The sequence below is a fragment of the Pseudomonas sp. RAC1 genome (assembly GCF_030658255.1).
In the GTDB taxonomy this organism is placed as follows: Bacteria; Pseudomonadota; Gammaproteobacteria; order Pseudomonadales; family Pseudomonadaceae; genus Aquipseudomonas; species Aquipseudomonas boreofloridensis.
The window spans coordinates 48,701-73,565 of the sequence record NZ_JAUTXS020000027.1; the positions used below are offsets into that span (position 1 = coordinate 48,701).

Consider the following 24,865-nt stretch of genomic DNA (forward strand, 5'->3'; position numbering starts at 1 on the left):
GAACGTGCAACATCTGGTCATTGAGCACTGCGGCGAAACCCTCTGGCTATTACCGGACAAGGCGCTTTACTGGCCGGCGCAACGGGCGCTGCTGGTGGCCGATGTGCACATCGGCAAGGCGGCCAGCTATCGTGCCCTGCACCAGCCAGTGCCCCGAGGCACCACCAGCGCGACGCTGGAGCGCCTGGACCGGCTGCTGGAACATTACGATTGCCAACAACTGATCGTACTGGGCGACTTTCTCCATGCGCGCAGCGCCCGGGCACCGGCCACGCTCGCCAGGCTGGCGCTGTGGCGCGACAGACATCCGCAATTGAAGATGATTCTGGTGCGGGGTAATCATGATCGCCATGCAGGCGACCCGCCGCACACACTGGGGATCGAGGTCGTTGAGGAACCCTGGGTGATGGGCGGTCTTGCGCTGGCACACGAACCCAAAGCCCACGCCACGCTGCCAGTGATCGCCGGACACGTTCACCCGGCCTGCGTGCTCAAAGGTCGCGGTAGGCAACGGCTGAGGCTGCCGTGTTTCGTCTTTGAGAACACTGTCAGCCTGTTGCCAGCCTTCGGCGAGTTCACCGGAGGCTGGACTGTGGACCCTTCTCCAGGCACCCGCCTGTTCGTGGCCGGTGGGGATCGTGTATGGGCCTTACCCAGGTGATCAGGCCATCGGGGTCGGCGGTGGCTGGTCCGGTATGGTGGGTTCGCCGGGCTCCGTGGGCGCTGGATCGGGATCGGGCTGGTGTGGTACACCGCCGGCATGCAAGTGCACCGGAGGGTGTGCAAGGAGGCTCCACGCCAGCATGCCGATCTGGTTCGGCTGCAGGCCAGCCAGTTTGGCACTGATTGCAGGGTCGAGTTTCATGGGCTGCTCCAGACAAGGCCGGCGCGCGTTATGCACGCCGGGGAGTTACCTCGTAGGAGTATCAAAAGGGAAACTAATTCCCCCGGTTCGTCGGTTCAAGTGCGCGGCAGGGTCACGCCACGTTGGCCCTGGTACTTGCCGCCACGGTCGCGGTACGACACTTCGCAGGCCTCATCGGACTGCAGGAACAGCATTTGCGCCACGCCTTCGTTGGCGTAGATCTTCGCCGGCAGGGTCGTGGTGTTGGAGAACTCGAGGGTCACGTGACCTTCCCACTCAGGCTCCAGCGGCGTGACGTTGACGATGATCCCGCAGCGGGCGTAGGTGCTCTTGCCCAGGCAGATGGTCAGCACGTCACGGGGAATGCGGAAGTACTCGACGGTGCGCGCCAGGGCGAAGGAGTTCGGCGGAATGATGCAGACATCGCTCTTGATGTCGACGAAGCTGCCTTCGTCGAAATTCTTCGGATCGACCGTCGCCGAGTTGATGTTGGTGAAGACCTTGAACTCGTCGGCGCAGCGCACATCGTAGCCGTAGCTGGACACCCCGAAGGAAATCACCCGGCTGTCCTGTTCACCGCGCACCTGGCGTTCGACGAAGGGTTCGATCATGCCGTGTTCCTGCGCCATGCGGCGAATCCACTTGTCCGATTTGATGCTCATGGCGGGTTGTCCTGAAAGGTCGAGATTGAAAACGAGATGCGCATCTTACCGGTCCTGGCCGACACGATAAAGTTCCCTGCCCTATCCCGCGCCCGGCACGGGCTCGCGCTTGGCCGAGACGAATTTCATCAAAGCCGCTGTTGGCCATTGGCAGGTTGCGGAAAGTGGGGTAAGGTGACGCCACTGTGCTGCACGTGACACCGAGAATCTGTTAGATGCACGATCCTGATCGGCCCATCGCTGAATTTTCCGCTCTCTTTGCACTCAGTCCCGGCCAGGGCGTTTCCTGAGCCGAAATCTACTTTGTCCAAGGAGACAGACACATGTCCAACCGCCAATCCGGTACCGTCAAGTGGTTCAACGATGAGAAGGGCTACGGCTTCATCACTCCTCAGTCGGGTGACGACCTGTTCGTACACTTCAAAGCCATCCAGGCTGACGGCTTCAAAACCCTGAAAGAAGGCCAGGCTGTTACCTTCGTCGCTACCCGCGGCCAGAAAGGTATGCAGGCTGAAGAAGTTCAAATCGCCTAAGTCGATTTAGCTTCCTCGCTTTCAAAAGAACCCGCCTTATGGCGGGTTTTTTTATGGCTGCGAATGGGTCAGCGCTGGATGCATCGCGGGCAAGCCCGCAATGCAATCCTAAGTGCCGGATCAGTCCTCGCTGATGGTAATGCTCGGCATCGCCGGTGCTGCGGCCTCTTGCAGCACGATGCGCGCACCGACCTGACGCGCCAGTTCCTGATAGATCATGGCGATCTGGCTATCCGGCTCGGCGATAGCTGTAGGCTTGCCACTGTCAGCCTGCTCACGGATGACCATGGACAGCGGCAGCGACGCCAGCAACTCGACCCCGTACTGGCTCGCCAGCTTCTCTCCACCGCCTTCGCCGAACAGGTGCTCGGCATGGCCGCAATTCGAGCAGATGTGCACCGCCATGTTCTCCACCACACCCAGCACCGGGATGTTGACCTTGCGGAACATCTCGACGCCCTTCTTGGCATCGAGCAACGCCAAGTCCTGAGGCGTGGTCACTATCACAGAACCGACCACCGGCACTTTCTGCGCCAGGGTCAACTGGATATCGCCAGTGCCCGGCGGCATGTCGATCACCAGATAATCGAGATCGTCCCAAGCGGTCTGGGCGACCAGTTGCTGCAAGGCGCCGGAGACCATCGGCCCGCGCCAGACCATCGGCGTGTTGTCGTCAGTGAGGAACGCCATGGACATCACCTCGACGCCATGGGCCTTGATCGGCACGAACCACTTCTGATCACGGATCTGCGGGCGCGTACCCTCCGGGATACCGAACATCACGCCCTGGCTCGGCCCATAGATATCGGCATCGAGAATGCCCACCCGCGCCCCCTCGCGCGCCAAGGCCAGGGCGAGGTTGGCGGCAGTGGTCGACTTGCCCACGCCACCCTTGCCCGAGGCCACCGCGATGACGTTCTTCACATTGGCCAGCGCCGGCACCTGGGCTTGAGCCTTGTGCGCAACGATCTGCGTGTCGATGCGCACCTGCGCCGACGTCACGCCGTCGAGGTTCTCGATGGCCGTCTGCAGCACCTGAGCCCAGCCGTTGGTGAACAGGCCGGCGGCGTAACCCAACTGCAAGCGCACACTGACCTGACCGTCTTGAACGTCGATGGCGCGCACGCAGCCGGCGCTGACCGGATCCTGGTTCAGGTACGGGTCGGTGTACTGGCGAAGCACGCCTTCGATGGCGGCGGGTGTGACGGCACTCATGGAGACTCCCGTGGCATTTTTCGGAAAAGTGGAACAGGCGCCTATGCTAACCCGCGAGCGCGCACAGATGCGTCTGCGGGGTGAAATATCTGCGCCAGCCCTTTATAGTGGCCGATCATCCTCATTTTTACCCGTCGCCAGATAAGTAGCCGAGCCACCATGTCCGAGCCACGTCAGATTCTCGTCACCAGCGCCCTGCCCTATGCCAATGGATCGATTCACCTTGGCCACATGCTGGAATACATCCAGACGGACATGTGGGTGCGCTTCCAGAAGCTGCGCGGCAATCAGTGCATCTATGTCTGCGCCGACGATGCCCACGGTTCGGCGATCATGCTGCGCGCGGAGAAGGAAGGCATCACCCCCGAGCAGTTGATCGCCAATGTGCAGGCCGAGCACAGCAGCGACTTCGCAGACTTCCTGGTCGACTTCGACAACTTCCACTCGACCCACAGCGAAGAAAACCGTGAACTGTCGAGCCTGATCTACACCCGCCTGCGCGAAGCCGGGCACATCGCCAATCGGTCGGTGACCCAGTATTTCGATCCGGAAAAGGGTATGTTCCTGGCCGATCGCTTCATCAAGGGCACCTGCCCGAAGTGCGCCGCCGAGGACCAGTACGGTGACAACTGCGAAAAATGCGGTGCCACCTACGCGCCAACCGAACTGAAGAACCCCAAGTCGGCCATCTCCGGCGCCACCCCAGTACTGCGCGACTCCCAGCATTTCTTCTTCAAGCTGCCAGATTTCCAGGCCATGCTGCAGCAGTGGACCCGCAGCGGCACCCTGCAGGAAGCGGTGGCCAACAAGCTGGCCGAGTGGTTGGACGCGGGCCTTCAGGAGTGGGACATCTCCCGTGACGCCCCCTACTTCGGCTTCGAGATTCCAGGCGAGCCCGGCAAGTACTTCTATGTCTGGCTGGACGCTCCGATCGGCTACATGGCCAGTTTCAAGAACCTGTGCGCTCGCCGTCCGGATCTGGACTTCGACGCGTTCTGGAACGAAGGCTCGCAAGCCGAGCTGTACCACTTCATCGGCAAGGACATCGTCAACTTCCACGCGCTGTTCTGGCCCGCGATGCTCGAAGGCGCTGGCTTGCGCAAGCCGACCGCGGTGAACGTGCACGGCTACCTCACCGTCAACGGCGCGAAGATGTCCAAGTCCCGCGGCACCTTCATCAAGGCCCGTACCTACCTGGATCACCTGCAGCCCGAATACCTGCGTTACTACTACGCGGCCAAGCTCGGACGCGGTGTAGACGACCTCGACCTGAACCTCGACGACTTCGTGCAGAAGGTCAACTCGGACCTGGTCGGCAAAGTGGTGAACATCGCCAGCCGCTGCGCAGGCTTCATCCATAAGGGCAACCAGGGCGTGATGGTCGCTGGCGACGCGGCACCGGAGCTCACCGAAGCGTTCCTCGCCGCCGCCCCGTCCATCGCCGACGCCTATGAAGCCCGCGACTTCGGCCGCGCCATGCGCGAGATCATGGCCCTGGCCGACCGTGCCAATGCGTGGATCGCCGATAAAGCCCCTTGGTCCCTGGCCAAGCAGGAAGGCAAGCAGGACGAGGTCCAAGCCATCTGCGCCCAGGGCATCAACCTGTTCAGGCAACTGGTGATCTTCCTCAAACCCGTGCTGCCGCTGCTGGCCGCCGATGCCGAGGCCTTCCTGAACGTCGCACCGCTGACGTGGAACGACCACCTGTCGCGCCTGGAAAACCATACCCTGAACCCGTTCAAGGCGTTGATGAGCCGCATCGAGCCAGCCAAGGTCGAGGCCATGATCGCCGCCAGCAAGGAAGACTTGCTGAGCGCCGACGCTCAGGCACCGGCGGGCAATGGCGAATTGGGCAAAGACCCGCTGTCGGCTGAGATCGAGTTCGACACCTTCGCTGCCGTCGATCTGCGTGTCGCGTTGATCGTCAAAGCCGAGGCGGTGGCCGGAGCCGACAAGCTGCTGCAACTGACCCTGGACATTGGCGATGAACGGCGCAACGTGTTCTCCGGCATCAAGTCGGCCTATCCTGACCCTTCCAAGCTCGAAGGCCGATTGACGATGATGGTCGCCAATCTCAAGCCGCGCAAAATGCGCTTCGGCGTCTCCGAAGGCATGGTCATGGCGGCTGGCCCCGGCGGCGAGGAAATCTACCTGCTCAGCCCCGACAGCGGTGCCAAGCCAGGCCAACGCATCAAGTGAACCGGCCCCCGGCCTGGGGCGTCTTCCGACGCCCCAGGCTGCAGCGCTGACTCTCCCCTTTCCGTCGCCGAGGAATGCGTGGCCTCATGAATGCCGCCAAACGCCTGGAGATCTTTCGCAGGCTGCACGAAGACAACCCCGATCCAAAAACCGAACTGGCCTACACCACCCCCTTCGAACTGCTGATCGCGGTGATTCTGTCCGCGCAAGCGACCGATGTGGGTGTGAACAAGGCTACCGCCCGGCTGTATCCGGTGGCCAATACCCCTGAAGCCATTTTCGCCCTGGGCGTGGCGGGGTTGAGCGAGTACATCAAGACCATCGGCCTGTACAACAGCAAGGCCAAGAACGTCATCGAAACGTGCCGCCTGCTCATCGAGCAGCACGGTAGCGAGGTGCCGCAGACGCGCGAAGCGCTGGAGGCCCTGCCCGGTGTGGGCCGCAAGACAGCCAACGTGGTCCTCAATACGGCCTTTCGGCAATTGGCGATGGCAGTGGATACCCACATTTTCAGGGTCAGCAACCGCACAGGGGTTGCGCCAGGCAAGACCGTCCTGGAGGTGGAGAAGAAGCTGCTGAAGTTCGTGCCGAAGGATTACCTGCTCGACGCCCACCACTGGCTGATCCTCCACGGCCGTTACGTCTGCCAGGCACGCAAGCCCCGCTGCGGCAGTTGCCGGATCGAGGACTTGTGCGAGTATCGGCACAAGACCTCGGACGATTGACGCTTTAGCAAAAAATCATGATGCCCGATTGAAAAAATCTTTTTTACCGGTTCTGCGATTCTCGCTATAAGGACGGCCAATGGCCCCTTGGCTTGGAGCGATGCATGAGCACCGATAAAGACGAATTGATCGACGAGGACTTCGTCGCGGAAGACGACGCAGAACCGCAGGTGGAACCTGCCAAAACCAACCTGAGCAAACGCCGCACTATCGACAACTTGCTCGAAGAACGGCGCTTGCAGCGGCAATTGGCCGACTTCGATTACGACCTGTAGCCCGTGGCACGCAGGCCTCCTGCCCTAGAGGCCCCAAGTGTTTCAGGCCAGGCCATGGCGCTGCGCGAGCTCGATCAGGTCCACCAGCGATCGCGCATTGAGCTTGAGCAGCAGCCGGGTCTTGTAGGTACTCACCGTCTTGTTGCTGAGAAACATGCTATCGGCAATTTCCTTGTTGGTTCGTCCTCTGGCCAACTGCTGCAGCACCATCATTTCGCGCCCTGACAGGCGCTCGACCATCTCGCTCTCGCTGCCGCCACTGACGCCGCTGCGAGTCTTGTGCAGCGCCTGATTGGGAAAGTAGCTATACCCCGAGAGCACGGCCTTGATCGCGCTGAGCAGTTCGGTCAGTTCCTGCTGCTTGCACACGTAACCGGCCGCTCCGGCCTGCATGCAGCGCATGGAAAAGTGCCCTGGGGCCTGTGAGGTCAGCACCAGCACCTTGCTCCCAGGACTCGCCGCCGTCATGCGCGCGATCACCTCCAACCCGTCGAGCTTGGGTATGCCAATGTCGAGTACGACGATATCGGGCAGATAGTCCCGGGTCATCTGCAGCGCATCTACACCGTTATCGGTCTCCGCCACTACTTCATATCCATGACGCTCCATCAACATACGTACGGCCAAGCGAATGACCGGATGATCATCCACGATAAGTACTTTATTCATGGGATATCCATTGATCCGTTCTAAGTTCTGACGCGCCACGATAACCGAGCCATCGCTGTTGTGGCGCAGTGATTCATCAGTAGGACGCAGTCAAAGATGAAACTTACACTGCTAATAGAAACGTCCTACATTTGTGCGACAGATCCGTTCGATATCCATCACCTGAATGGGCGATCAAGTGAAAGTCCGGTGGCCGCAAAAATGCAAAGTGTGGATAGCACGACCAACGAGTGAGATCTTTCAATCTTTTGGGAGCGAATAGTTATACCGGGCCCATGACAACCGGTAATTTTTTCCTTGAGGGGAAACAGCAAGCGTTTTTCTCGGCGAGGCGACAGGGTACAGATGGACAAAGCCCGAAGGAGGCCCTCGCCATGAACAGCACCGAACAGATGAGTCCCTTGACGATCATTGCCATTTTCTCCGGCATCATCGAGGCGTCGGCGCTTGCTTCGTTGCCGTTCCTGAGCGAGAGCAGTCAATCGATCTACACCTGGTTTCTGGTGGGCTTCCCGTTTTTCCTCACCGTGCTGTTCTTTTTGACGCTGAACTTCAACCACGAGTCGCTCTACACCCCGGACAAGCGCGCTGTGGACGATGAGGAGCCGCTCTACGCCGATACCCAGGCGCCCATGACCATCGCCCTGTCAGGGCCCGGTGCACACAAGAACATCGAGACTCACGTGCTCAATGCACTCGATCGCCCCCCCGGCAGGGAGTGCCGGTGGATCTTCTACAACCTGGAGTGCCGATCACGCATCTTGCTGTCGATTCGAGCGTTGGAGAAAGGCGACAAAATCGACTTGTAGGCGGGCCGGAGCACTACCTGCAGATACAAAAAACCCGGTCGTTGCGACCGGGCTTTGTTCACTGCAACAACAATCAGAGCAGCGAGCGGCCCTTGTTCGCAGCAATACGCATGCGCAGGGCGTTGAGCTTGATGAAGCCTGCCGCGTCGGCCTGATTGTAGGCGCCGCCATCTTCCTCGAAGGTAGCGATGTTGGCATCGAACAGCGAGTCGTCCGACTTGCGACCGACGACGGTGACGTTGCCCTTGTACAGCTTCAGGCGCACGACACCGTTCACGTTGACCTGGGAAGCGTCGATCATCTGCTGCAGCATCACCCGCTCCGGGCTCCACCAGTAACCGGTGTAGATCAGGCTGGCGTACTTGGGCATCAGCTCATCCTTGAGGTGAGCGACTTCGCGGTCCAGCGTGATCGACTCGATGGCACGGTGCGCCTTGAGCATGATGGTACCGCCAGGCGTCTCGTAGCAGCCGCGCGACTTCATGCCCACGTAGCGGTTTTCGACGATGTCCAGGCGACCGATGCCGTTGGCGCCGCCAATGCGGTTCAGATCGGCCAGCACGGTGGCCGGCGTCTTCTCGACGCCGTCAATGGCCACGATGTCACCGTTGCGGTAGGTCAGCTCGAGATAAGTCGCCTGGTCCGGGGCATTTTCCGGGGAGACGCTCCAGCGCCACATGTCTTCTTCGTGCTCGGTCCAGGTATCTTCCAGAACGCCGCCTTCGTAGGAGATGTGCAACAGGTTGGCGTCCATCGAGTACGGCGATTTCTTCTTGCCATGACGCTCGATCGGAATACCGTGTTTCTCGGCGTAGTCCATCAGCTTTTCACGGGACAGCAAGTCCCATTCACGCCACGGGGCGATGACCTTGACGCCCGGCTTGAGCGCATAGGCGCCCAGCTCGAAGCGCACCTGGTCGTTGCCTTTGCCGGTGGCGCCGTGGGAGATCGCGTCGGCACCGGTTTCGTTGGCGATTTCGATCAGACGCTTGGCGATCAACGGACGGGCGATGGAGGTACCCAGCAGGTACTCGCCTTCGTAGACGGTATTGGCACGGAACATCGGGAAGACGAAATCGCGGACGAACTCTTCGCGCAGGTCGTCGATGTAGATTTCCTTGACGCCCATGGCCTGCGCCTTGGCACGGGCCGGTTCGACCTCTTCGCCCTGGCCCAGGTCAGCGGTGAAGGTCACCACTTCGCAGTTGTAGGTGTCTTGCAGCCACTTGAGAATCACCGAAGTATCAAGGCCGCCGGAATACGCCAGTACGACCTTCTTTACGTCCGCCATGCCATCACTCCACGGGGTTGTACGGAAAACCCGCGATTCTACCGATCTCGTTGAGGAATTTACAGTGGCGCGACAGCTTCTGATGCCAAAGCGACAGGAAGTGTCGCGGGCGCGACCTTCCGTCGAAATCAGATTTTCTTGGCCGAGGCCGCCGCAGCGGTGGCCGCTGGCGCAGCGGTCGCGGCAGGTGCCGCAGCGGGCTGGGCGGGCGTGGCAGGCGCCGCGTCGTGGGGCTTCTCGACCGGTTTCTCGACCGGCGTGACACGGTCTAGCTGAATGTTCACACGCCGATTGCGCGCGCGATTGGCGGGGGTGTTGTTCTTGACCAGCGGATAACGCTCACCGTGGAAACGTACGACGATCTGCGCCTGCGGCACGCCGTGGGCTTGCAGATACTCGGCCACGGCCATGGCACGACGCCGCGACGCGTCGCGGTTGGCCAGGCGATTGCCGCTGTTGTCGGAATGGCCGTCGAGCTCGATATGGTTGACCGTCGGATCGGCCTTCATGTAGTCGAGGATCACGTCCAGACGCGCCCGTGCCGAGCTGTCCAGCTCGAAACCGGTGCCGGGGAACGGTATCTGGGTCTGACGAATCTGATCGTAATTCATCGGCAACAGCTTGGCGGCGCAGACCTGATAGTCGCTGTAGGCCTTGGCGAAGCTGACCGGCAACACATGCACTTCCATGGGCCGGCCGCCCTCGCCGGTATAGTTGCGCACCACGGTACTGCGGCCGTCGAGCAACCCGTTGATCAACCGGCTGGCCTGTCCCTGGGAGGTGCTGAACAGCACGCCGGAGCGGCTTAGACGCACGGCCCCCAGGTTGACGTCGCCACGTCCGGGTTGCCATGGCGCGGCAGCCGCCAACAGGGTGGCCGAGCCCGCGCCCAGCGCGTTGCTGTCAGAACGCAACTGGAACACCGGCTGCTCTCCGGCACGGCGCACGAACTGGCCGCTGCCGAAGCCCTCGATGGGCTGAATCAGCCGACACTCGAACTGATCGCCTTCGACCTTCCACGCGATGTTCTCCATGCGGGTCTGGAAGGTCATTGCACCGGCCGGCAGGCTGGCGCACAGGCTGAGCAGGAGTAGGTAACGCTGGCGCACAGGCGGCTCCACAAATTCTGACGTCTTACCTGCAGGCTATCGGACGCCTGCTGGAAAACTTGATAGCCGTGCCGCTCTCAGGGTTTTCCGGTAGCATTGGCGGCTGAGTTCGAACCGCCTGGAAACCCCAATGTCCGATCGCCTGACCCTCCTGCGTCCCGACGACTGGCACATCCATCTGCGCGATGGAGCTGTGCTGCGACATACCGTCGGCGACGTGGCGCGTACCTTCGCCCGCGCCATCATCATGCCCAATCTGGTTCCACCGGTACGTACCGCCCATGAAGCCGAAGCCTACCGCGAGCGCATCCTCGCGGCGCGTCCTGCCGGCAGCCGTTTCGAGCCCCTGATGGTGCTGTACCTCACCGACCGCACCCGCCCCGAAGACATCCATGCGGCCAAGGCCAGCGGCATCGTGTTCGCTGCCAAGCTCTATCCGGCCGGCGCCACGACCAACTCCGACTCGGGCGTCACCAGCATCGACAACATCTTCCCGGCGATCGAAGCGCTGGCCGAAACCGGGCTGCCGCTGTTGGTGCATGGTGAAGTGACGCGCGCGGACATCGACGTGTTCGACCGCGAAAAACGCTTCATCGATGAGCATATGCGTCGCCTGGTCGAGCGCTTCCCGACGCTCAAGGTGGTGTTCGAGCACATCACCACCGCCGATGCCGCGCAATTCGTCAGCGAGGCCACGGCCAACGTCGCGGCGACCATCACCGCGCAGCACCTGCTGTACAACCGCAACCACATGCTGGTCGGCGGCATTCGTCCACACTTCTATTGCCTGCCGATCCTCAAGCGCAATACGCACCAGGTGGCCCTGCTGGATGCGGCGACCAGCGGTAATCCGAAGTTCTTCCTCGGTACCGACTCAGCGCCGCATGCCCAGCATGCCAAGGAAGCGGCCTGCGGTTGCGCCGGTTGCTACACCGCCTACGCGGCCATCGAGCTGTACGCCGAAGCCTTCGAGCAACGCAACGCCTTGGACAAGCTGGAGGGCTTCGCCAGCCTGCACGGTCCAGCGTTCTATGGTCTGCCGGCGAACACCGACCGCATCACGCTCATCCGTGAAGACTGGACCGCACCGACCAGCCTGCCATTCGGCGATACCCAGGTGGTGCCGCTGCGTGCGGGTGAAACCCTGCGCTGGCGCCTGCTGGAGGACAACGTATGAGCGAAGACCTCTACGAAGACGATCAAGACTTGCCGTCCGGTGGCGGTTCGCGCCATCCCATGGCCGAGCGTTTTCGCGGCTACCTGCCGGTGGTGGTGGATGTCGAGACCGGCGGTTTCAACAGCGCCACCGACGCGCTGCTGGAAATTGCCGCCGTCACCATCGGCATGGACGAAAAGGGCTTCCTGTTCCCGGAACACACCTACTTCTTCCGTGTCGAGCCGTTCGAAGGCGCCAATATCGAGCCTGCTGCGCTGGAGTTCACCGGCATCAAGCTGGATCACCCGCTGCGCATGGCCGTGAGCGAGGAAAGCGCACTCACCGACATCTTCCGTGGTGTGCGCAAAGCGCTGAAGGCCAATGGCTGCAAGCGGGCGATCCTGGTCGGCCACAACAGCAGCTTCGACCTGGGCTTCCTCAACGCTGCGGTGGCGCGCAACGACCTCAAGCGCAACCCCTTCCACCCCTTCTCCAGCTTCGACACCGCCACGCTGGCCGGCTTGGCCTACGGTCAGACGGTACTGGCCAGAGCGTGCCAAAGCGCAGACATCGATTTCGACGGCCGCGAGGCGCACTCGGCGCGCTACGACACGGAGAAAACCGCTGAGCTGTTCTGCGGCATCGTCAACCGCTGGAAGGACATGGGCGGCTGGCGCGGCTGAGCAAGCGGCAAGCGTGGACACCGCAGTGCTGGCTTTCTTTGCCGCTTGTCGCTAAAAACTCGACGCTCAAAAAAACCGGCCAGGAGGCCGGTTTTTTTTGCATCACGCCGTATTACAGCTTGCCGGCGTTCTCGCTCAGGTAGGCCGCAACGCCTTCCGGCGAAGCGTTCATGCCTTTGTCGCCTTTCTTCCAGTTGGCCGGGCAGACTTCGCCGTGCTCTTCGTGGAATTGCAGGGCGTCGACCAGGCGCAGCAGCTCGTCCATGTTACGGCCCAGCGGCAGGTCGTTGACGATCTGCGAACGGACCACGCCGTTCTTGTCGATCAGGAACGCACCACGGAAGGCCACGCCGCCTTCGGACTCGACGTCGTAGGCCTTGCAGATTTCGTGAGTGATGTCGGCAGCCAGGGTGTACTTCACTTGGCCGATGCCGCCGTTGTTGACCGGGGTGTTACGCCAGGCGTTGTGGGTGAAGTGCGAGTCGATCGACACGCCGATCACTTCTACGCCGCGGGCTTCGAAATCGGGAATGCGGTGGTCCAGGGCAATCAGCTCGGACGGGCAGACGAAGGTGAAGTCCAGCGGGTAGAAGAACACCAGGCCATACTTGCCTTTGATCGCCGAAGCCAGGTTGAAGCTGTCGACGATCTCGCCGTTGCCCAGCACGGCTGGAACGGTGAAGTCCGGGGCTTGTTTACCAACGAGTACGCTCATTCGTCATCTCCTGATGGGGGTGAAAACCGTTGCCCAGGCGAGACAACTCGCCCGGCATCCTGCAAAGACCGACCATCATACACGGGATATCATGACAGGCCGAATCGGACCGCCGGTCGCGCGAAGATGAATCATTCTTCAAGTGCTTTGACAAGCATTCTCATTACCATTAGTCTCCAACGCATCGACTCACCCAGCGATGGTCAGACCCTATGTACGTATGTCTCTGCGTCGGCGTCACCGATGGACAGATCCGCGATGCGATCTACGAAGGATGCTGCAGCTACAAGGAAGTCCGTACCGCCACCAACGTGGCCAGCCAATGTGGTAAATGCGCCTGCCTGGCCAAACAGGTGGTTCGTGAGACCCTGACCGAACTTCAGCTCGCCCAGCAGCCTGCACTGCCCTACCCCGTCGAATTCACCGCCGCTTAAAACGCCCCCCTTTCAAAGAACCGGACCTCGTGTCCGGTTTTTTTATGCCTGTAATTCAATAAGTTAGCCCACCAACGCGGTTCACAAACATTCTTATTCCTATTAATTTTCACTTATTATTCAACAACTTAGGTTTGACATAGAAAGTTGTCGGGCTCAGACTTCGCCTATTGGCTCACTTCTCAGGGCAGGAACCCGGACATGAAAGGCGACGTAAGCGTCATCCAGCATCTCAACAAGATCCTCGGAAACGAGCTGGTCGCGATCAACCAGTACTTCCTGCACGCGCGTATGTATGAAGACTGGGGCCTGAACGCGCTCGGCAAGCACGAGTACAAAGAGTCCATCGACGAGATGAAGCACGCTGATAAATTGATCAAGCGTATTCTCTTCCTCGAAGGCATTCCCAACGTTCAGGACCTGGGCAAACTGCTCATCGGCGAGCACACCCGTGAAATGCTCGAGTGCGACCTGAAGATCGAAAACAAAGGCCTGATCGATCTGAAAGCCGCCATCGCCCACTGCGAAACCGCTGGTGACTTTGGCTCGCGCGACCTGCTCGAAGACATCCTCGAAGCCGAGGAAGAGCACATCGACTGGCTGGAAACCCAGTTGGGCCTGATCGACAAGATCGGCATCGAGAACTACCTGCAGTCGCAGATGGGCGAAGAGTAAGTTTCGCCTCTACCGCCCATGAAAAAGCCCCGCCTAGGCGGGGCTTTTTCATGGGCGTGCCAAAGATACCATCAGGCCTCGGAGGCCTTGGCCTTGGCGGCCGCGTCCTTGATCAGGGTCTGCAGTTCACCCTTTTCGAACATTTCCAGCACGATGTCGCTGCCGCCGACCAGTTCGCCGCCCACCCACAGTTGCGGGAAGGTCGGCCAGTTGGCGTATTTGGGCAGGTTGGCGCGGATTTCCGGATTCTGCAGGATGTCGACGTAGGCGAACTTCTCGCCGCACCCCATCACCGCCTGCGAAGCACGGGCCGAGAAGCCGCACTGCGGGGCATTCGGCGAGCCTTTCATGTAAAGCAGAATGGTGTTGTTGGCAATCTGCTCTTTGATTGTTTCGATGATATCCATGGAGCACCTCGGCTGAACTTTCCGACACGGTCGTCGGCACGGTCGGGCATTGTATCGGAAAGCCGAGTGCCGTGCTCGGCCATGGCCCTCGGCTCACGATCGAATCAAGCCGCCTCTACCTGCACCGGTACGCCATTGAGCGCGGCGTTGCCCGACAGTGCATCGCGCAGGGTTTCGTCGGTCAGGTCATTGGCACTCACCCCCGGCTGCGCCTGGGCGATCTGCAATTGGACGCCCTGGCGTGCGTGCCCCCACCCATGGGGCAGGCTGACCACACCCGGCATCACCTCGTCACTGGCCAACACCTGGACTTCCAGGCTGCCGGTGCGCGAACGCACGCGTACCCACTGGCCATCTTCGAGCTGCCGCTGCTGCAGATCCTGCGGATGCATGAGCAGTTGATGGCGCGGCTTGCCTTTGATCAGGCGGTGATAGTTGTGCATCCAGGAATTATTGCTGCGGACATGACGCCGGCCGATGAGCAACAGTTGGTCGGGCGCCATGGGCACCTGGCGTGCCAGACGTTGCAAGTCGTCGAGCAGCACCTGCGGCGCGGCCTGCACCGCCTGCGCGGGAGTGCGCAGACGCGTGGCGAGGTTCGCCTGCAACGGCCCCAGGTCCAGGCCATGGGGATGTGCGTCCAGCGTCTGTAACGACAGGTTCCAGGGCGAGGCTTCGCCACGGGGTCCTGTGCGCAAGGCCAGGTCGATCATCTGCGCCGGCGGCAAGGTCGGCTTGAGTTCCAGGGCCGCCCGCTCGGCGAAGGCGCGGGCCAGACCGACGAAGATCTCCCAGTCGTGCAGTGCGCCCTGCGGCTTGGCCAGGATCGCCCGGTTGAAACGGGTGACATTGCGCACCGCCAGCAGGTTGAAGGTGCTGTCGTAATGGTCGTTTTCCAGCGCCGAGGTGGACGGCAGGATCAGGTCGGCGTGGCGCGTGGTCTCGTTGATGTACAGGTCGATGCTGAGCATGAATTCCAGCCCCGCCAGGGCGCCGTCCAATTGGCGGCCATTGGGGGTGGACAGCACCGGATTGCCGGCCACCGTGACCAAGGCTTTGATTTGGCCTTCGCCAGGCGTCAGCATTTCTTCGGCCAGCGCCGCCACCGGCAGCTCGCCGCCGTACTCCGGCAAGCCGGAAACGCGGCTGCGCCATTGGTCGAAGTGGCCGCCCGAGGTACTGGCGACCAGGTCCACCGCCGGGTCGGTGCACAGCGCGCCGCCCACCCGGTCAAGGTTGCCGGTGACCAGGTTGATCAGTTGCACCAGCCAATGGCACAGGGTGCCGAAGGTCTGGGTCGAGACCCCCATGCGCCCGTAACACACCGCGCGCTCCGCCGCCGCGAAATCGCGGGCCAGCTGGCGGATCTGTTCGGCCTCTATGCCGCACAGCGCACTCATGGCCTGGGCCGTGAACGGCGCAATGGCTTCGCGCACCTGTTGCAGCCCTTGCACCGGCAGGTGCGAGCCGCGTGCGAGGTCTTCACTGAACAGGGTGCTGAGCAGCCCGCAGAGCAACGCCGCGTCACCACCGGGGCGGATGAACAGGTGCTGATCGGCCATGGCTGCCGTTTCGCTGCGACGGGGGTCGATCACCACCAGGCGACCACCGCGGGCACGCAGCGCTTTCAGGCGTTTTTCCACATCCGGCACGGTCATGATGCTGCCGTTGGAGGCCAGCGGGTTGCCGCCGAGGATCAGCATGAAGTCGGTGTGGTCGATGTCCGGTATCGGCAGCAGCAGGCCATGGCCGTACATCAGGTGGCTGGTCAGGTGCTGGGGCAACTGGTCGACCGAAGTGGCGGAAAAACGGTTGCGGGTCTTGAGCAGGCCGAGAAAGTAGTTGCTGTGGGTCATCAGCCCATAGTTGTGCACGCTGGGATTGCCCTGGTACACCGCCACGGCGTTGCGCCCATGATGCTGCTGGATCTGCCACAGCCGCTCGGCGGCCAGGGCGAAGGCTTCGTCCCAGCCGATCGGCTGCCAGTGATCGCCGACCCGCCGATGGGGCTGACGCAGGCGATCCGGGTCGTCCTGGATGTCCTGCAGGGCCACGGCCTTGGGGCAGATGTGGCCACGGCTGAACGGGTCTTCGCGGTCGCCCTTGATGGAATCGATCGAAGCCAGCCCGTCCGGTCCGTGGCTGACTTCGATGGCCAGGCCACAGATGGCTTCGCACAGATGACACGCACGGTAATGCAGGGTCTTGGTCATGGCCGCCTCTGCCTTGTTGTTCTGGAGAGCCCAGACTATGCCCGCGCGCCTCTCGCCGCCACGGCGCTAAGCGCTGTGAATCGAGCGTCATCAGGCACACGATTCGCGACACGGGGTTTGCAAACGCCCCGATGGCCCGTGTACAACCCTGTAGAAAATAAAAAACAGTCGCTTCACAAGGGTTTACGACACGCCTTGATACAGGCGACCTGTTTCACCTCTTGGTTTCAGGCGACATTTAATTATAGTATTGCGCCTTTCCTCATTCCGTCCGCCCCGCGCGGCTTACGCCGCAGGTCACCGCCGTTGTCAAAAAAAACCTACGGCCGGCCTGCAAAACGTTGCAGATAAGGTAGTCATCTCATGAGCACCAGGCACTTTCTCTCCCTGCTGGATTTCACCGCTGACGAACTGCTCGGCGTGATCCGTCGAGGCATCGAGCTGAAGGGCCTGCGCAAGCGCGGCGTGCTCCATGAGCCTTTGAAGAACCGCGTACTGGGGATGATCTTCGAGAAGTCCTCGACCCGTACGCGGGTGTCGTTCGAAGCCGGCATGATCCAGCTCGGCGGCCAGGCGATATTCCTGTCCCCGCGCGACACCCAACTGGGCCGTGGCGAACCGATTGGCGACAGCGCCATCGTGCTCTCGAGCATGGTCGATGTGGTGATGATCCGTACCCACGCCCACAGCACCCTCACCGAGTTCGCCGCCCATTCGAAAGTCCCGTTGATCAACGGCTTGTCCGATGAATCGCACCCCTGCCAACTGCTCGCCGACATGCAGACCTTCGTCGAGCACCGCGGCTCGATCCAGGGCAAGACCGTGGCCTGGATCGGTGATGGCTTCAACATGTGCAACTCGTACATCGAAGCCGCCCGCCAGTTCGACTTCCAACTGCGCATCGCCTGCCCCGAAGGCTACGAACCCGATCCGCGCTTCCTGGCGTTGGGCGGCGATCGCGTGCAGATCATCCGCGACCCGCAGCAAGCGGTGCGCGGCGCGCATCTGGTGACCACCGATGTCTGGACTTCCATGGGCCAGGAAGAGGAAACTGCCAGGCGCCTGGCGCACTTCGCGCCTTACCAGGTCACCCGCGAATTGCTCGACCTGGCGGCACCCGATGCCCTGTTCATGCACTGCCTGCCCGCCCACCGTGGCGAGGAAATCAGCCAGGACCTGCTCGACGACCCCCGGTCGGTCGCCTGGGACCAGGCCGAGAACCGCCTGCATGCACAGAAGGCCCTTCTTGAATTCCTTGTAGAACCGGCTTACCACACCGCATGAGTCAACCCCTGCTGCTCAACCTGCGCAACCTCGCCTGTGGCTACGGCGAGCAGCGCATCGTCCAGAACCTCAACCTGCACCTGAACGCCGGCGACATCGGTTGCCTGCTCGGCTCCTCCGGTTGCGGCAAGACCACCACCCTGCGCGCCATCGCCGGCTTCGAGCCGGTGCATGACGGCGAGATCCAGTTGGCCGGCGAGGTCATCTCGCGCGCCGGCTTCACCCTCGCACCGGAAAAGCGCCGCATCGGCATGGTGTTCCAGGATTACGCGCTGTTCCCGCACCTCACGGTGGCGCAGAACATCGCCTTCGGCATCGCCAAGCACCCACGCCAGGCCCAGGTGGTCGAAGACATGCTTGAACTGGTCAAGCTCGTCGGCCTGGGTGGGCGTTACCCGCACGAGCTGTCCGGCGGCCAGCAGCAACGCGTCGCGCTGGCCAGGGCGCTGGCGCCGGAGCCGCAACTGCTGCTGCTCGACGAGCCCTTTTCCAACCTCGACGTCGAGCTGCGCAAGCGCCTGAGCCACGAGGTGCGCGACATTCTCAAGAGCCGCGGCACCAGTGCGATTCTGGTCACCCATGACCAGGAAGAAGCCTTCGCCGTCAGCGACCATGTCGGTGTGTTCAAGGAAGGTCGCCTGGAGCAATGGGACACGCCCTACAACCTGTACCACGAACCGCAGACGCCGTTCGTCGCCAGCTTCATCGGCCAGGGTTACTTCATCCGAGGGCAAATGAGCAGCCCCGAGGCCGTCACCACGGAGCTGGGTGAGCTGCGCGGCAACCGTGCCTATGCGATGCCCGCGGGCAGCGCAGTGGACGTGCTGTTGCGACCCGACGACATCGTGCATGCCCCGGACAGCGCATTGCGCGCGCGCATCCACGGCAAGAGCTTCCTCGGCGCCTCAACCCTCTATCGCCTGCAACTGCCGACCGGTAGCCAACTGGAGGCGATCTTCCCCAGTCATGTCGATCATCAGATCGGTCAGGACGTGGGCATTGCCGTAGCGGCCGATCATCTGGTGCTGTTCGCCGTGCCCGGCAGCGTAGCCGCGCACCTCACCACGCAGGACAACGGCGTGCGTCGCCACAGTCCAGCCCATTGATCACTGCGGCCGGGCTGTGACGCTCGTCTCAGCCCCGGCCGATGCTGGCGAACACACCCTTGGTATGCTCGGCCAGCACCGCAGCGGCCAGTTCCACCTCCAGGCCGCGCCGTCCGGCACTGACATGAATACTGTCGAACTGCTGCGCTGATGCATCGATGAAGGTGCGCAAGCGCTTCTTCTGCCCCAGCGGACTGATGCCGCCTACCAAATAGCCGGTGGCACGCTGCGCGGCGGCAGGGTCGGCCATCTCGCACTTTTTCACCCCGGCGGCATGGGCCAACGCCTTCAGATCGAGTGTGCCGACCACCGGCACCACCGCAACCAGCAACTCTCCCTTCTCGCTGCACGCCAGCAGTGTCTTGAACACCTGCTGCGGATCCAGCCCGAGTTTCTCGGCAGCCTCCAGGCCATAGGAGGCGGACTTTGGGTCGTGTTCGTAGCTGAGCACGCGATGTTCGGCGCGCGCGTTCTTCAACAGGTCGAGGGCGGGGGTCATGCACAGCTCCAGTCAGGATCGGCTCGGCGGCTACTGTAGGCCAATTGCCCGGGGCCAGCCAGTGGCCTTCTGCCGCCTGCACCAGCAGTGCGCAAACGACTGCGCGGCCGTGAGTCGAAATGTGGCTGATCGTTCACTTTCGACCTTTGACATCAGCGTTTCTTGTCTATATTTTTTCGTTTTTGAAGAAAACACGCACAGAAAAAGTGCACATTCGTACACTCGCTGATGATTCATGGGGATGGATTACCGGCGAGAACCGCTGAGCGCTCAGCGTCTCACAACAACAAGAACCGAGGTTCATCCATGACCACAGCTCTACGACAACCGACGCTTGGCGGCCAATGCATGGCCGAATTCCTGGGTACGGCACTGCTGATCTTTTTCGGCACCGGCTGCGTCGCTGCGCTCAAGGTCGCCGGCGCCAGCTTCGGCCTGTGGGAAATCAGCATCATCTGGGGGGTTGGCGTCAGCATGGCGATCTACCTCAGTGCCGGGGTATCGGGCGCTCACCTGAATCCGGCGGTCAGCATCGCGTTGACGCTGTTCGCCGGTTTCGAGAAGCGCAAACTGCCGTTCTACGTGATCGCTCAGGTAGCCGGTGCGTTCTGTGGCGCTGCGTTGGTGTACTGCCTGTACAGCACGCTGTTCTTCGATTTCGAACAGGCCCACGGCATGCTGCGCGGCAGTCCGGCGAGCCTGGAGCTGGCCTCGGTGTTCTCCACTTACCCGCATCCCTCGCTGTCCACCGCCCAGGCGGCGTTGGTGGAAGTGATCATCACCGCCATCCTCATGGCCGTGATCATGGCCCTGACCGATGACAACAACGGCCTGCCGCGCGGCGCCACCGCGCCGTTGCTGATCGGCCTGCTGATCGCGGTGATCGGCAGCGCCATGGGCCCACTGACCGGCTTCGCCATGAATCCGGCCCGAGATTTCGGTCCCAAACTGATGACCTTCTTTGCCGGCTGGGGCGATATTGCCTTCACCGGCGGACGCGACATCCCGTACTTCCTGGTCCCGCTGCTGGCACCGATCCTCGGTGCTTGCCTGGGGGCCGCAGGCTACCGCGTACTCATCGCCCGCAGCCTGCCGACGGCCGAAGCCGACCAACCGCAGACAGCGGCCGTCAACCAGGGCGATACTCAGGCCTCCTGAGATCGGCACTGAGCCCTCTGGCCCCTTCAAGCCCTGACCCTACCCATTTCGTGCAAGGCAACGACCATGACAGACACCCAGGATAAGCACTACATCATCGCCCTGGACCAGGGCACCACCAGTTCGCGGGCGATCATCTTCGACCGCGACGCCAACGTGGTCGGCACCTCCCAGCGCGAGTTCGTCCAGCACTACCCGCAGGCCGGCTGGGTCGAGCATGACCCCATGGAAATCTTCGCCACCCAGAGCGCAACCATGGTCGAAGCCCTGGCACAGGCCGGCCTGAGCCACGCCCAGGTGGCCGCGATCGGCATCACCAACCAGCGCGAAACCACCGTGGTGTGGGACAAGGAAACCGGGCGCCCGGTGTACAACGCCATCGTCTGGCAGTGCCGACGCAGCACCGAGATCTGCGCCCAGCTCAAGCGTGACGGTCACGAACAGTACATTCGCCAAGCCACGGGACTGGTCACCGACCCCTACTTCTCCGGCACCAAGCTGAAGTGGATCCTGGACAACGTCGAGGGCGTGCGCGAGCGCGCCGAGCGCGGCGAACTGCTGTTCGGCACCGTCGACAGCTGGCTGATCTGGAAATTCTCCGGCGGCAAGGTGCATGTCACCGACTACACCAATGCCTCGCGCACGCTGATGTTCAACATCCATAGCCTGCAGTGGGACGACAAACTGCTGGAGATCCTCGGCATTCCGCGGCAGATGCTGCCTGAGGTGCGCCCCTCGTCCGAAGTCTACGGCCACACCAAGAGCGGCATCGCCATCGCCGGCATCGCGGGCGATCAGCAGTCGGCGCTGTTCGGCCAGATGTGCGTGGAACCTGGCCAGGCCAAGAACACCTATGGCACCGGCTGCTTCCTGCTGATGAATACCGGCGACAAGGCCGTGACCTCGTCCCACGGCTTGCTCACCACCATCGCCTGCGGACCGCGCGGCGAGGTGGCTTACGCCCTGGAGGGCGCAGTGTTCAACGGCGGCTCCACCGTGCAGTGGCTGCGCGACGAACTGAAGATCGTCAACGACGCACTGGACACCGAGTACTTCGCCAGCAAGGTCAAGGACAGTAACGGCGTCTACCTGGTCCCAGCCTTCACCGGCCTGGGCGCGCCCTACTGGGATCCCTACGCACGCGGCGCGCTGTTCGGCCTGACCCGTGGGGTGAAAGTCGATCACATCATCCGCGCGGCGCTGGAGTCGATCGCCTACCAGACCCGCGACGTGCTCGACGCCATGCAGCAGGACTGCGGCCAGCGCCTGTCCGAACTGCGCGTGGACGGCGGTGCGGTGGCCAACAACTTCCTCATGCAGTTCCAGGCCGACATTCTCGGTACCTGTGTCGAGCGGCCGAAGATGCGCGAGACCACCGCCCTGGGCGCTGCCTACCTGGCGGGCCTGGCCTGCGGGTTCTGGGGCAGCCTGGACGAGTTGCGCGACAAGGCGATCATCGAGCGAGAGTTCAGCCCACAACTGGACGACGCGCAGAAAGAAAAGCTGTATGCCGGCTGGAAGAAAGCCGTCGAGCGCACCCGTGACTGGGAAGATCACACCGACTGAAGCCTGCTGCACCCTGTAGGCGCGGTGCTTCGCCGCGCCTACAGGGCCAGGACGCAGCGGTGGGACACGCCACTGGCCGACATCCCCGTCCTACGGCATCATTGCAGCATTTGTCCGGCAGCCCCAAAGGACCGCCCATGAATCTGCCTCCCCGCCAACAACAAATTCTCGAACTGGTGCGCGAACGCGGCTACGTCAGTATCGAGGAAATGGCCCAGCTGTTCGTCGTCACCCCCCAGACCATCCGCCGCGACATCAACCAACTGGCCGAAGCCAACCTGCTGCGCCGCTATCACGGTGGCGCCGCCTACGACTCGAGTGTCGAGAACACCGCCTACGCCATGCGCGCCGACCAGATGCGCGACGAAAAGCAGCGCATCGCCGACGCCGTGGCCCGGCAGATTCCCGATCACGCCTCGCTGTTCATCAATATCGGCACCACCACCGAATCCATCGCCCGCGCCCTGCTCAACCACAACCACCTCAAGGTGATCACCAACAACCTGCACGTGGCCTCGATCCTCGCCGCCAAGGACGACTTCGAGGTACTGGTGGCCGGCGGCACCGTGCGCCGTGACGGCGGTGTGGTCGGCCAGGCCAGCGTCGACTTCATCAGCCAGTTCAAGGTGGACTTCGCCGTGGTCGGTATCAGCGGGATCGACGAAGACGGTAGCCTGCTGGACTTCGACTATCAGGAAGTGCGCGTCTCCCAGGCGATCATCGCCAACGCTCGACAAGTGCTGCTCGCGGCCGACTCCAGTAAATTCGGGCGCAACGCCATGGTGCGACTGGGTTCGATCAACCTGATCGACTGCCTGGTCACCGACCAGACGCCGACCCCGGCGCTTTCGCAGTTGCTGAACCAGAACAAGGTTCGCCTCGAGGTCGTCTGAGCCTTCCTTGACGGCGCCCGCCGGGGACGACCCGGCGCGGCCGTCATCTCATGTTCACAAATGTTCATTTAACCCGTAAGCGATCAGTATTTTCTATGGATCGCGACTGGAAAGGGCCGTTTTGTTGCGCTAGTATTTTCGCAAACGAACATCGATGTTCACATTCGCTGTGAGCCGTGCCCAGGAGGCCTTGCCCGTGTCCCAGTCCCTACAGACCCCATCGACCCCCGCAGACTGCTACGACCTTGCCGTGATCGGCGGCGGCATCAATGGCGTCGGCATCGCGGCGGACGCTGCCGGGCGTGGCCTGAAGGTGTTTCTCTGCGAGCGCGACGACCTGGCTCAGCACACCTCCTCGGCCAGCAGCAAGCTGATTCACGGTGGCCTGCGCTACCTGGAGCACTACGAGTTCCGTCTGGTCCGCGAAGCCTTGGCCGAGCGTGAAGTGTTGCTGGGCAAGGCGCCGCATATCGTCAAGCCCATGCGCTTCGTCCTGCCACACCGTCCGCACCTGCGCCCGGCCTGGATGATTCGCGCCGGCCTGTTCCTCTACGATCACCTGGGCAAGCGCAAACGCCTGGGCGCCTCGCGCAGCCTGCGCTTCGGCCCGGGCTACCCGCTCAAGCCCGAGATCAGTCGCGGTTTCGAATATGCCGACTGCTGGGTCGACGATGCTCGCCTGGTGGTGCTCAACGCCATGGCCGCCCGTGAGCAAGGAGCGACTATCCAGACCCGCACCCGCTGCCTGCGCGCCGAGCGCGTCGATGGCGTGTGGCAGGTGGAGTTGCAGCATGCCGACGGTCGTCTGCAGAGCATTCGGGCCCGCGCGCTGGTCAATGCCGCCGGCCCTTGGGTGGCCAGCTTCATCAAGGACGATCTGAAACTGGACGCGCCCTACGGCATTCGCCTGATCCAGGGTAGCCACCTGATCGTGCCGCGCTTGTACGAAGGTGAGCAGGCCTACATCCTGCAAAACGAAGATCAGCGTATCGTCTTCTGCATCCCCTATCTGGACCGTTTCACCCTGATCGGCACCACCGACCGCGAATACAGCGGCGATCCGGCGCAGGTGGCAATCACCGATGCCGAGACCGATTACCTGCTGAAGGTGGTCAATGCCCACTTCAATCATCAGCTATCGCGTGCTGACATCCAGCACACCTACTCCGGTGTGCGCCCGCTGTGCAACGACGAGTCCGACAACCCCTCGGCAGTCACCCGTGACTACACCTTGGCGCTGTCACGCCACGCCGACCAGGCGCCTCTGCTGTCGGTGTTCGGCGGCAAGCTGACCACCTACCGCAAATTGGCCGAATCGGCGATGGCCGAACTCAAGCCGTTCTTCCCCCAGATGCGCGGCAGTTGGACCGCGACCTCGGCGCTGCCCGGCGGTGAGGACATGACCAGCGTGCAAGCCTTGGTGCAAGCCCTGTTGGCGGCCCACGGCTGGCTGGCAGTGGACATCGCCAAGCGCTGGGCGGTCACCTATGGCAACCGTGTCTGGCGCTTGCTGGAGGGCGTACAAGGGCCCGACGATCTTGGCCAGGCCATCGGCGGCGGTCTGTTCGCCCGTGAAGTGGATTATCTGTGCAAGGAAGAATGGGCGGTGTCGGCGGACGACATTCTCTGGCGCCGCACCAAGTTGGGCTTGTTCACCAACGCCGCCGAGCAGCAGGCGCTGGCTGACTACCTGAAACACAGACTTCATCGGGCAGCCGCTTGAA

The 24,865-nt window shown here is 62.2% G+C and carries 26 protein-coding genes; 16 read left to right on the top strand and 10 right to left on the bottom strand.

Annotated elements, in window-relative coordinates:
• Nucleotides 1–4: 4 nt before the first annotated feature.
• Nucleotides 5–661: a ligase-associated DNA damage response endonuclease PdeM gene (gene pdeM, locus Q7C30_RS08095; protein WP_317871295.1), complete on the top strand. Its 657-nt coding sequence runs from the start codon at nucleotides 5–7 to the stop codon at nucleotides 659–661.
• Here the strand turns inward: pdeM and Q7C30_RS08100 are convergent, their stop codons facing one another.
• Both Q7C30_RS08100 and dcd read right to left on the bottom strand, forming a co-directional pair.
• Nucleotides 662–865 carry a hypothetical protein gene (locus Q7C30_RS08100; protein WP_029613226.1) on the bottom strand — a complete coding sequence of 68 codons (204 nt, stop codon included), beginning with the start codon at nucleotides 863–865 and terminating at the stop codon, nucleotides 662–664. It lies immediately after the preceding gene.
• A 95-nt stretch (nucleotides 866–960) separates the two neighbouring features.
• A complete protein-coding gene (gene dcd / locus Q7C30_RS08105; RefSeq protein WP_029613227.1) occupies nucleotides 961–1,527 on the bottom strand; it encodes a dCTP deaminase in 567 nt (188 codons plus the stop codon).
• 323 nt (nucleotides 1,528–1,850) lie between these two features.
• On the opposite strand from dcd, the gene Q7C30_RS08110 reads away from it, so the two are divergent.
• Complete coding sequence (locus tag Q7C30_RS08110) at nucleotides 1,851–2,060, top strand: cold-shock protein (protein ID WP_016488765.1); 210 nt, start codon at nucleotides 1,851–1,853, stop codon at nucleotides 2,058–2,060.
• 120 nt (nucleotides 2,061–2,180) lie between these two features.
• Here Q7C30_RS08110 and apbC read toward each other — a convergent pair whose 3' ends face one another.
• A complete protein-coding gene (apbC, locus tag Q7C30_RS08115) occupies nucleotides 2,181–3,275 on the bottom strand; it encodes an iron-sulfur cluster carrier protein ApbC (protein ID WP_317871215.1) in 1,095 nt (364 codons plus the stop codon).
• Nucleotides 3,276–3,434: 159 nt separating this feature from the next.
• Here apbC and metG point away from each other — a divergent pair, with 159 nt between their 5' ends.
• The 3 genes from metG (at nucleotide 3,435) to Q7C30_RS08130 (ending at nucleotide 6,474) form a co-directional block, all read left to right on the top strand.
• Nucleotides 3,435–5,474 (top strand): methionine--tRNA ligase, encoded by a 2,040-nt coding sequence (gene metG / locus Q7C30_RS08120; protein WP_317871216.1) that lies wholly within the window; start codon nucleotides 3,435–3,437, stop codon nucleotides 5,472–5,474.
• An 86-nt stretch (nucleotides 5,475–5,560) separates the two neighbouring features.
• A complete protein-coding gene (gene nth / locus Q7C30_RS08125) occupies nucleotides 5,561–6,199 on the top strand; it encodes an endonuclease III (RefSeq protein ID WP_039575953.1) in 639 nt (212 codons plus the stop codon).
• 104 nt (nucleotides 6,200–6,303) lie between these two features.
• The gene (locus Q7C30_RS08130; protein ID WP_029613231.1) at nucleotides 6,304–6,474 is read left to right on the top strand and encodes a hypothetical protein; all 171 of its coding nucleotides are present in this window, start codon (nucleotides 6,304–6,306) and stop codon (nucleotides 6,472–6,474) included.
• Between the two features lie 42 nt (nucleotides 6,475–6,516).
• Here the strand turns inward: Q7C30_RS08130 and Q7C30_RS08135 are convergent, their stop codons facing one another.
• On the bottom strand, nucleotides 6,517–7,143 hold the full coding sequence (locus Q7C30_RS08135; RefSeq protein WP_029613232.1) for a response regulator transcription factor: 627 nt from the start codon (nucleotides 7,141–7,143) through the stop codon (nucleotides 6,517–6,519).
• 374 nt (nucleotides 7,144–7,517) lie between these two features.
• Here Q7C30_RS08135 and Q7C30_RS08140 point away from each other — a divergent pair, with 374 nt between their 5' ends.
• Nucleotides 7,518–7,952 (top strand): hypothetical protein, encoded by a 435-nt coding sequence (locus Q7C30_RS08140; protein WP_304484016.1) that lies wholly within the window; start codon nucleotides 7,518–7,520, stop codon nucleotides 7,950–7,952.
• A gap of 73 nt (nucleotides 7,953–8,025) precedes the next feature.
• Here the strand turns inward: Q7C30_RS08140 and Q7C30_RS08145 are convergent, their stop codons facing one another.
• Together Q7C30_RS08145 and Q7C30_RS08150 are read right to left on the bottom strand one after the other, a co-directional pair.
• A complete protein-coding gene (locus Q7C30_RS08145; protein ID WP_029613234.1) occupies nucleotides 8,026–9,243 on the bottom strand; it encodes an argininosuccinate synthase in 1,218 nt (405 codons plus the stop codon).
• 128 nt (nucleotides 9,244–9,371) lie between these two features.
• Nucleotides 9,372–10,352, bottom strand: a complete 981-nt coding sequence (locus Q7C30_RS08150) for an OmpA family protein (protein ID WP_317871217.1) — start codon at nucleotides 10,350–10,352, stop codon at nucleotides 9,372–9,374.
• Between the two features lie 130 nt (nucleotides 10,353–10,482).
• Between Q7C30_RS08150 and pyrC the strand changes: the two genes are divergently transcribed.
• Nucleotides 10,483–11,529: a dihydroorotase gene (gene pyrC / locus Q7C30_RS08155; protein WP_317871218.1), complete on the top strand. Its 1,047-nt coding sequence runs from the start codon at nucleotides 10,483–10,485 to the stop codon at nucleotides 11,527–11,529.
• Nucleotides 11,526–12,191 carry a ribonuclease T gene (gene rnt, locus Q7C30_RS08160; RefSeq protein ID WP_029613236.1) on the top strand — a complete coding sequence of 222 codons (666 nt, stop codon included), beginning with the start codon at nucleotides 11,526–11,528 and terminating at the stop codon, nucleotides 12,189–12,191. Before pyrC ends, rnt begins: the two co-directional genes overlap by 4 nt.
• Before the next feature lie 112 nt (nucleotides 12,192–12,303).
• On the opposite strand, the gene Q7C30_RS08165 is transcribed toward rnt, so the two are convergent.
• The gene (locus tag Q7C30_RS08165; RefSeq protein ID WP_295481347.1) at nucleotides 12,304–12,906 is read right to left on the bottom strand and encodes a peroxiredoxin C; all 603 of its coding nucleotides are present in this window, start codon (nucleotides 12,904–12,906) and stop codon (nucleotides 12,304–12,306) included.
• A 212-nt stretch (nucleotides 12,907–13,118) separates the two neighbouring features.
• Here Q7C30_RS08165 and Q7C30_RS08170 point away from each other — a divergent pair, with 212 nt between their 5' ends.
• Together Q7C30_RS08170 and bfr are read left to right on the top strand one after the other, a co-directional pair.
• Nucleotides 13,119–13,340 (top strand): bacterioferritin-associated ferredoxin, encoded by a 222-nt coding sequence (locus Q7C30_RS08170; protein WP_029613237.1) that lies wholly within the window; start codon nucleotides 13,119–13,121, stop codon nucleotides 13,338–13,340.
• Between the two features lie 201 nt (nucleotides 13,341–13,541).
• Entirely contained in the window at nucleotides 13,542–14,015 is a 474-nt protein-coding gene (bfr, locus tag Q7C30_RS08175; protein WP_029613238.1) for a bacterioferritin, read from the top strand.
• Between the two features lie 71 nt (nucleotides 14,016–14,086).
• Here the strand turns inward: bfr and grxD are convergent, their stop codons facing one another.
• On the bottom strand, nucleotides 14,087–14,422 hold the full coding sequence (gene grxD, locus Q7C30_RS08180; protein ID WP_039575941.1) for a Grx4 family monothiol glutaredoxin: 336 nt from the start codon (nucleotides 14,420–14,422) through the stop codon (nucleotides 14,087–14,089).
• A gap of 104 nt (nucleotides 14,423–14,526) precedes the next feature.
• A complete protein-coding gene (locus tag Q7C30_RS08185) occupies nucleotides 14,527–16,635 on the bottom strand; it encodes a molybdopterin oxidoreductase family protein (protein ID WP_317871219.1) in 2,109 nt (702 codons plus the stop codon).
• 363 nt (nucleotides 16,636–16,998) lie between these two features.
• On the opposite strand from Q7C30_RS08185, the gene argF reads away from it, so the two are divergent.
• On the top strand, nucleotides 16,999–17,919 hold the full coding sequence (gene argF, locus Q7C30_RS08190; protein WP_029613239.1) for an ornithine carbamoyltransferase: 921 nt from the start codon (nucleotides 16,999–17,001) through the stop codon (nucleotides 17,917–17,919).
• A complete protein-coding gene (locus Q7C30_RS08195; protein WP_317871220.1) occupies nucleotides 17,916–19,025 on the top strand; it encodes an ABC transporter ATP-binding protein in 1,110 nt (369 codons plus the stop codon). Before argF ends, Q7C30_RS08195 begins: the two co-directional genes overlap by 4 nt.
• A gap of 28 nt (nucleotides 19,026–19,053) precedes the next feature.
• Here the strand turns inward: Q7C30_RS08195 and ybaK are convergent, their stop codons facing one another.
• Nucleotides 19,054–19,524, bottom strand: a complete 471-nt coding sequence (gene ybaK, locus Q7C30_RS08200) for a Cys-tRNA(Pro) deacylase (RefSeq protein ID WP_039575937.1) — start codon at nucleotides 19,522–19,524, stop codon at nucleotides 19,054–19,056.
• A 306-nt stretch (nucleotides 19,525–19,830) separates the two neighbouring features.
• Between ybaK and Q7C30_RS08205 the strand changes: the two genes are divergently transcribed.
• From Q7C30_RS08205 to glpD, 4 genes are all read left to right on the top strand, one after another.
• Nucleotides 19,831–20,682 (top strand): MIP/aquaporin family protein, encoded by an 852-nt coding sequence (locus Q7C30_RS08205; protein WP_317871221.1) that lies wholly within the window; start codon nucleotides 19,831–19,833, stop codon nucleotides 20,680–20,682.
• 66 nt (nucleotides 20,683–20,748) lie between these two features.
• Nucleotides 20,749–22,248, top strand: coding sequence for a glycerol kinase GlpK (glpK, locus tag Q7C30_RS08210; RefSeq protein WP_304483988.1), 1,500 nt, complete (start codon nucleotides 20,749–20,751; stop codon nucleotides 22,246–22,248).
• 137 nt (nucleotides 22,249–22,385) lie between these two features.
• Nucleotides 22,386–23,141 carry a DNA-binding transcriptional repressor GlpR gene (glpR, locus tag Q7C30_RS08215; protein ID WP_029615293.1) on the top strand — a complete coding sequence of 252 codons (756 nt, stop codon included), beginning with the start codon at nucleotides 22,386–22,388 and terminating at the stop codon, nucleotides 23,139–23,141.
• Between the two features lie 196 nt (nucleotides 23,142–23,337).
• A complete protein-coding gene (glpD, locus tag Q7C30_RS08220; RefSeq protein ID WP_317871222.1) occupies nucleotides 23,338–24,864 on the top strand; it encodes a glycerol-3-phosphate dehydrogenase in 1,527 nt (508 codons plus the stop codon).
• The last annotated feature ends 1 nt before the right edge of the window (nucleotide 24,865 follow it).

Coding starts and splice junctions, on each gene's coding strand:
- metG (WP_317871216.1), top strand. CDS start 3,435: ATGTCCGAGCCACGTCAGATTCTCGTCACCAGCGCCCTGCCCTATGCC.
- dcd (WP_029613227.1), bottom strand. CDS start 1,527: ATGAGCATCAAATCGGACAAGTGGATTCGCCGCATGGCGCAGGAACAC.
- Q7C30_RS08205 (WP_317871221.1), top strand. CDS start 19,831: ATGACCACAGCTCTACGACAACCGACGCTTGGCGGCCAATGCATGGCC.
- Q7C30_RS08170 (WP_029613237.1), top strand. CDS start 13,119: ATGTACGTATGTCTCTGCGTCGGCGTCACCGATGGACAGATCCGCGAT.
- glpR (WP_029615293.1), top strand. CDS start 22,386: ATGAATCTGCCTCCCCGCCAACAACAAATTCTCGAACTGGTGCGCGAA.
- Q7C30_RS08100 (WP_029613226.1), bottom strand. CDS start 865: ATGAAACTCGACCCTGCAATCAGTGCCAAACTGGCTGGCCTGCAGCCG.
- Q7C30_RS08110 (WP_016488765.1), top strand. CDS start 1,851: ATGTCCAACCGCCAATCCGGTACCGTCAAGTGGTTCAACGATGAGAAG.
- argF (WP_029613239.1), top strand. CDS start 16,999: ATGAGCACCAGGCACTTTCTCTCCCTGCTGGATTTCACCGCTGACGAA.
- Q7C30_RS08185 (WP_317871219.1), bottom strand. CDS start 16,635: ATGACCAAGACCCTGCATTACCGTGCGTGTCATCTGTGCGAAGCCATC.
- Q7C30_RS08145 (WP_029613234.1), bottom strand. CDS start 9,243: ATGGCGGACGTAAAGAAGGTCGTACTGGCGTATTCCGGCGGCCTTGAT.
- bfr (WP_029613238.1), top strand. CDS start 13,542: ATGAAAGGCGACGTAAGCGTCATCCAGCATCTCAACAAGATCCTCGGA.
- pyrC (WP_317871218.1), top strand. CDS start 10,483: ATGTCCGATCGCCTGACCCTCCTGCGTCCCGACGACTGGCACATCCAT.
- apbC (WP_317871215.1), bottom strand. CDS start 3,275: ATGAGTGCCGTCACACCCGCCGCCATCGAAGGCGTGCTTCGCCAGTAC.
- glpK (WP_304483988.1), top strand. CDS start 20,749: ATGACAGACACCCAGGATAAGCACTACATCATCGCCCTGGACCAGGGC.
- Q7C30_RS08140 (WP_304484016.1), top strand. CDS start 7,518: ATGAACAGCACCGAACAGATGAGTCCCTTGACGATCATTGCCATTTTC.
- Q7C30_RS08130 (WP_029613231.1), top strand. CDS start 6,304: ATGAGCACCGATAAAGACGAATTGATCGACGAGGACTTCGTCGCGGAA.
- Q7C30_RS08135 (WP_029613232.1), bottom strand. CDS start 7,143: ATGAATAAAGTACTTATCGTGGATGATCATCCGGTCATTCGCTTGGCC.
- grxD (WP_039575941.1), bottom strand. CDS start 14,422: ATGGATATCATCGAAACAATCAAAGAGCAGATTGCCAACAACACCATT.
- rnt (WP_029613236.1), top strand. CDS start 11,526: ATGAGCGAAGACCTCTACGAAGACGATCAAGACTTGCCGTCCGGTGGC.
- nth (WP_039575953.1), top strand. CDS start 5,561: ATGAATGCCGCCAAACGCCTGGAGATCTTTCGCAGGCTGCACGAAGAC.
- Q7C30_RS08165 (WP_295481347.1), bottom strand. CDS start 12,906: ATGAGCGTACTCGTTGGTAAACAAGCCCCGGACTTCACCGTTCCAGCC.
- ybaK (WP_039575937.1), bottom strand. CDS start 19,524: ATGACCCCCGCCCTCGACCTGTTGAAGAACGCGCGCGCCGAACATCGC.
- Q7C30_RS08195 (WP_317871220.1), top strand. CDS start 17,916: ATGAGTCAACCCCTGCTGCTCAACCTGCGCAACCTCGCCTGTGGCTAC.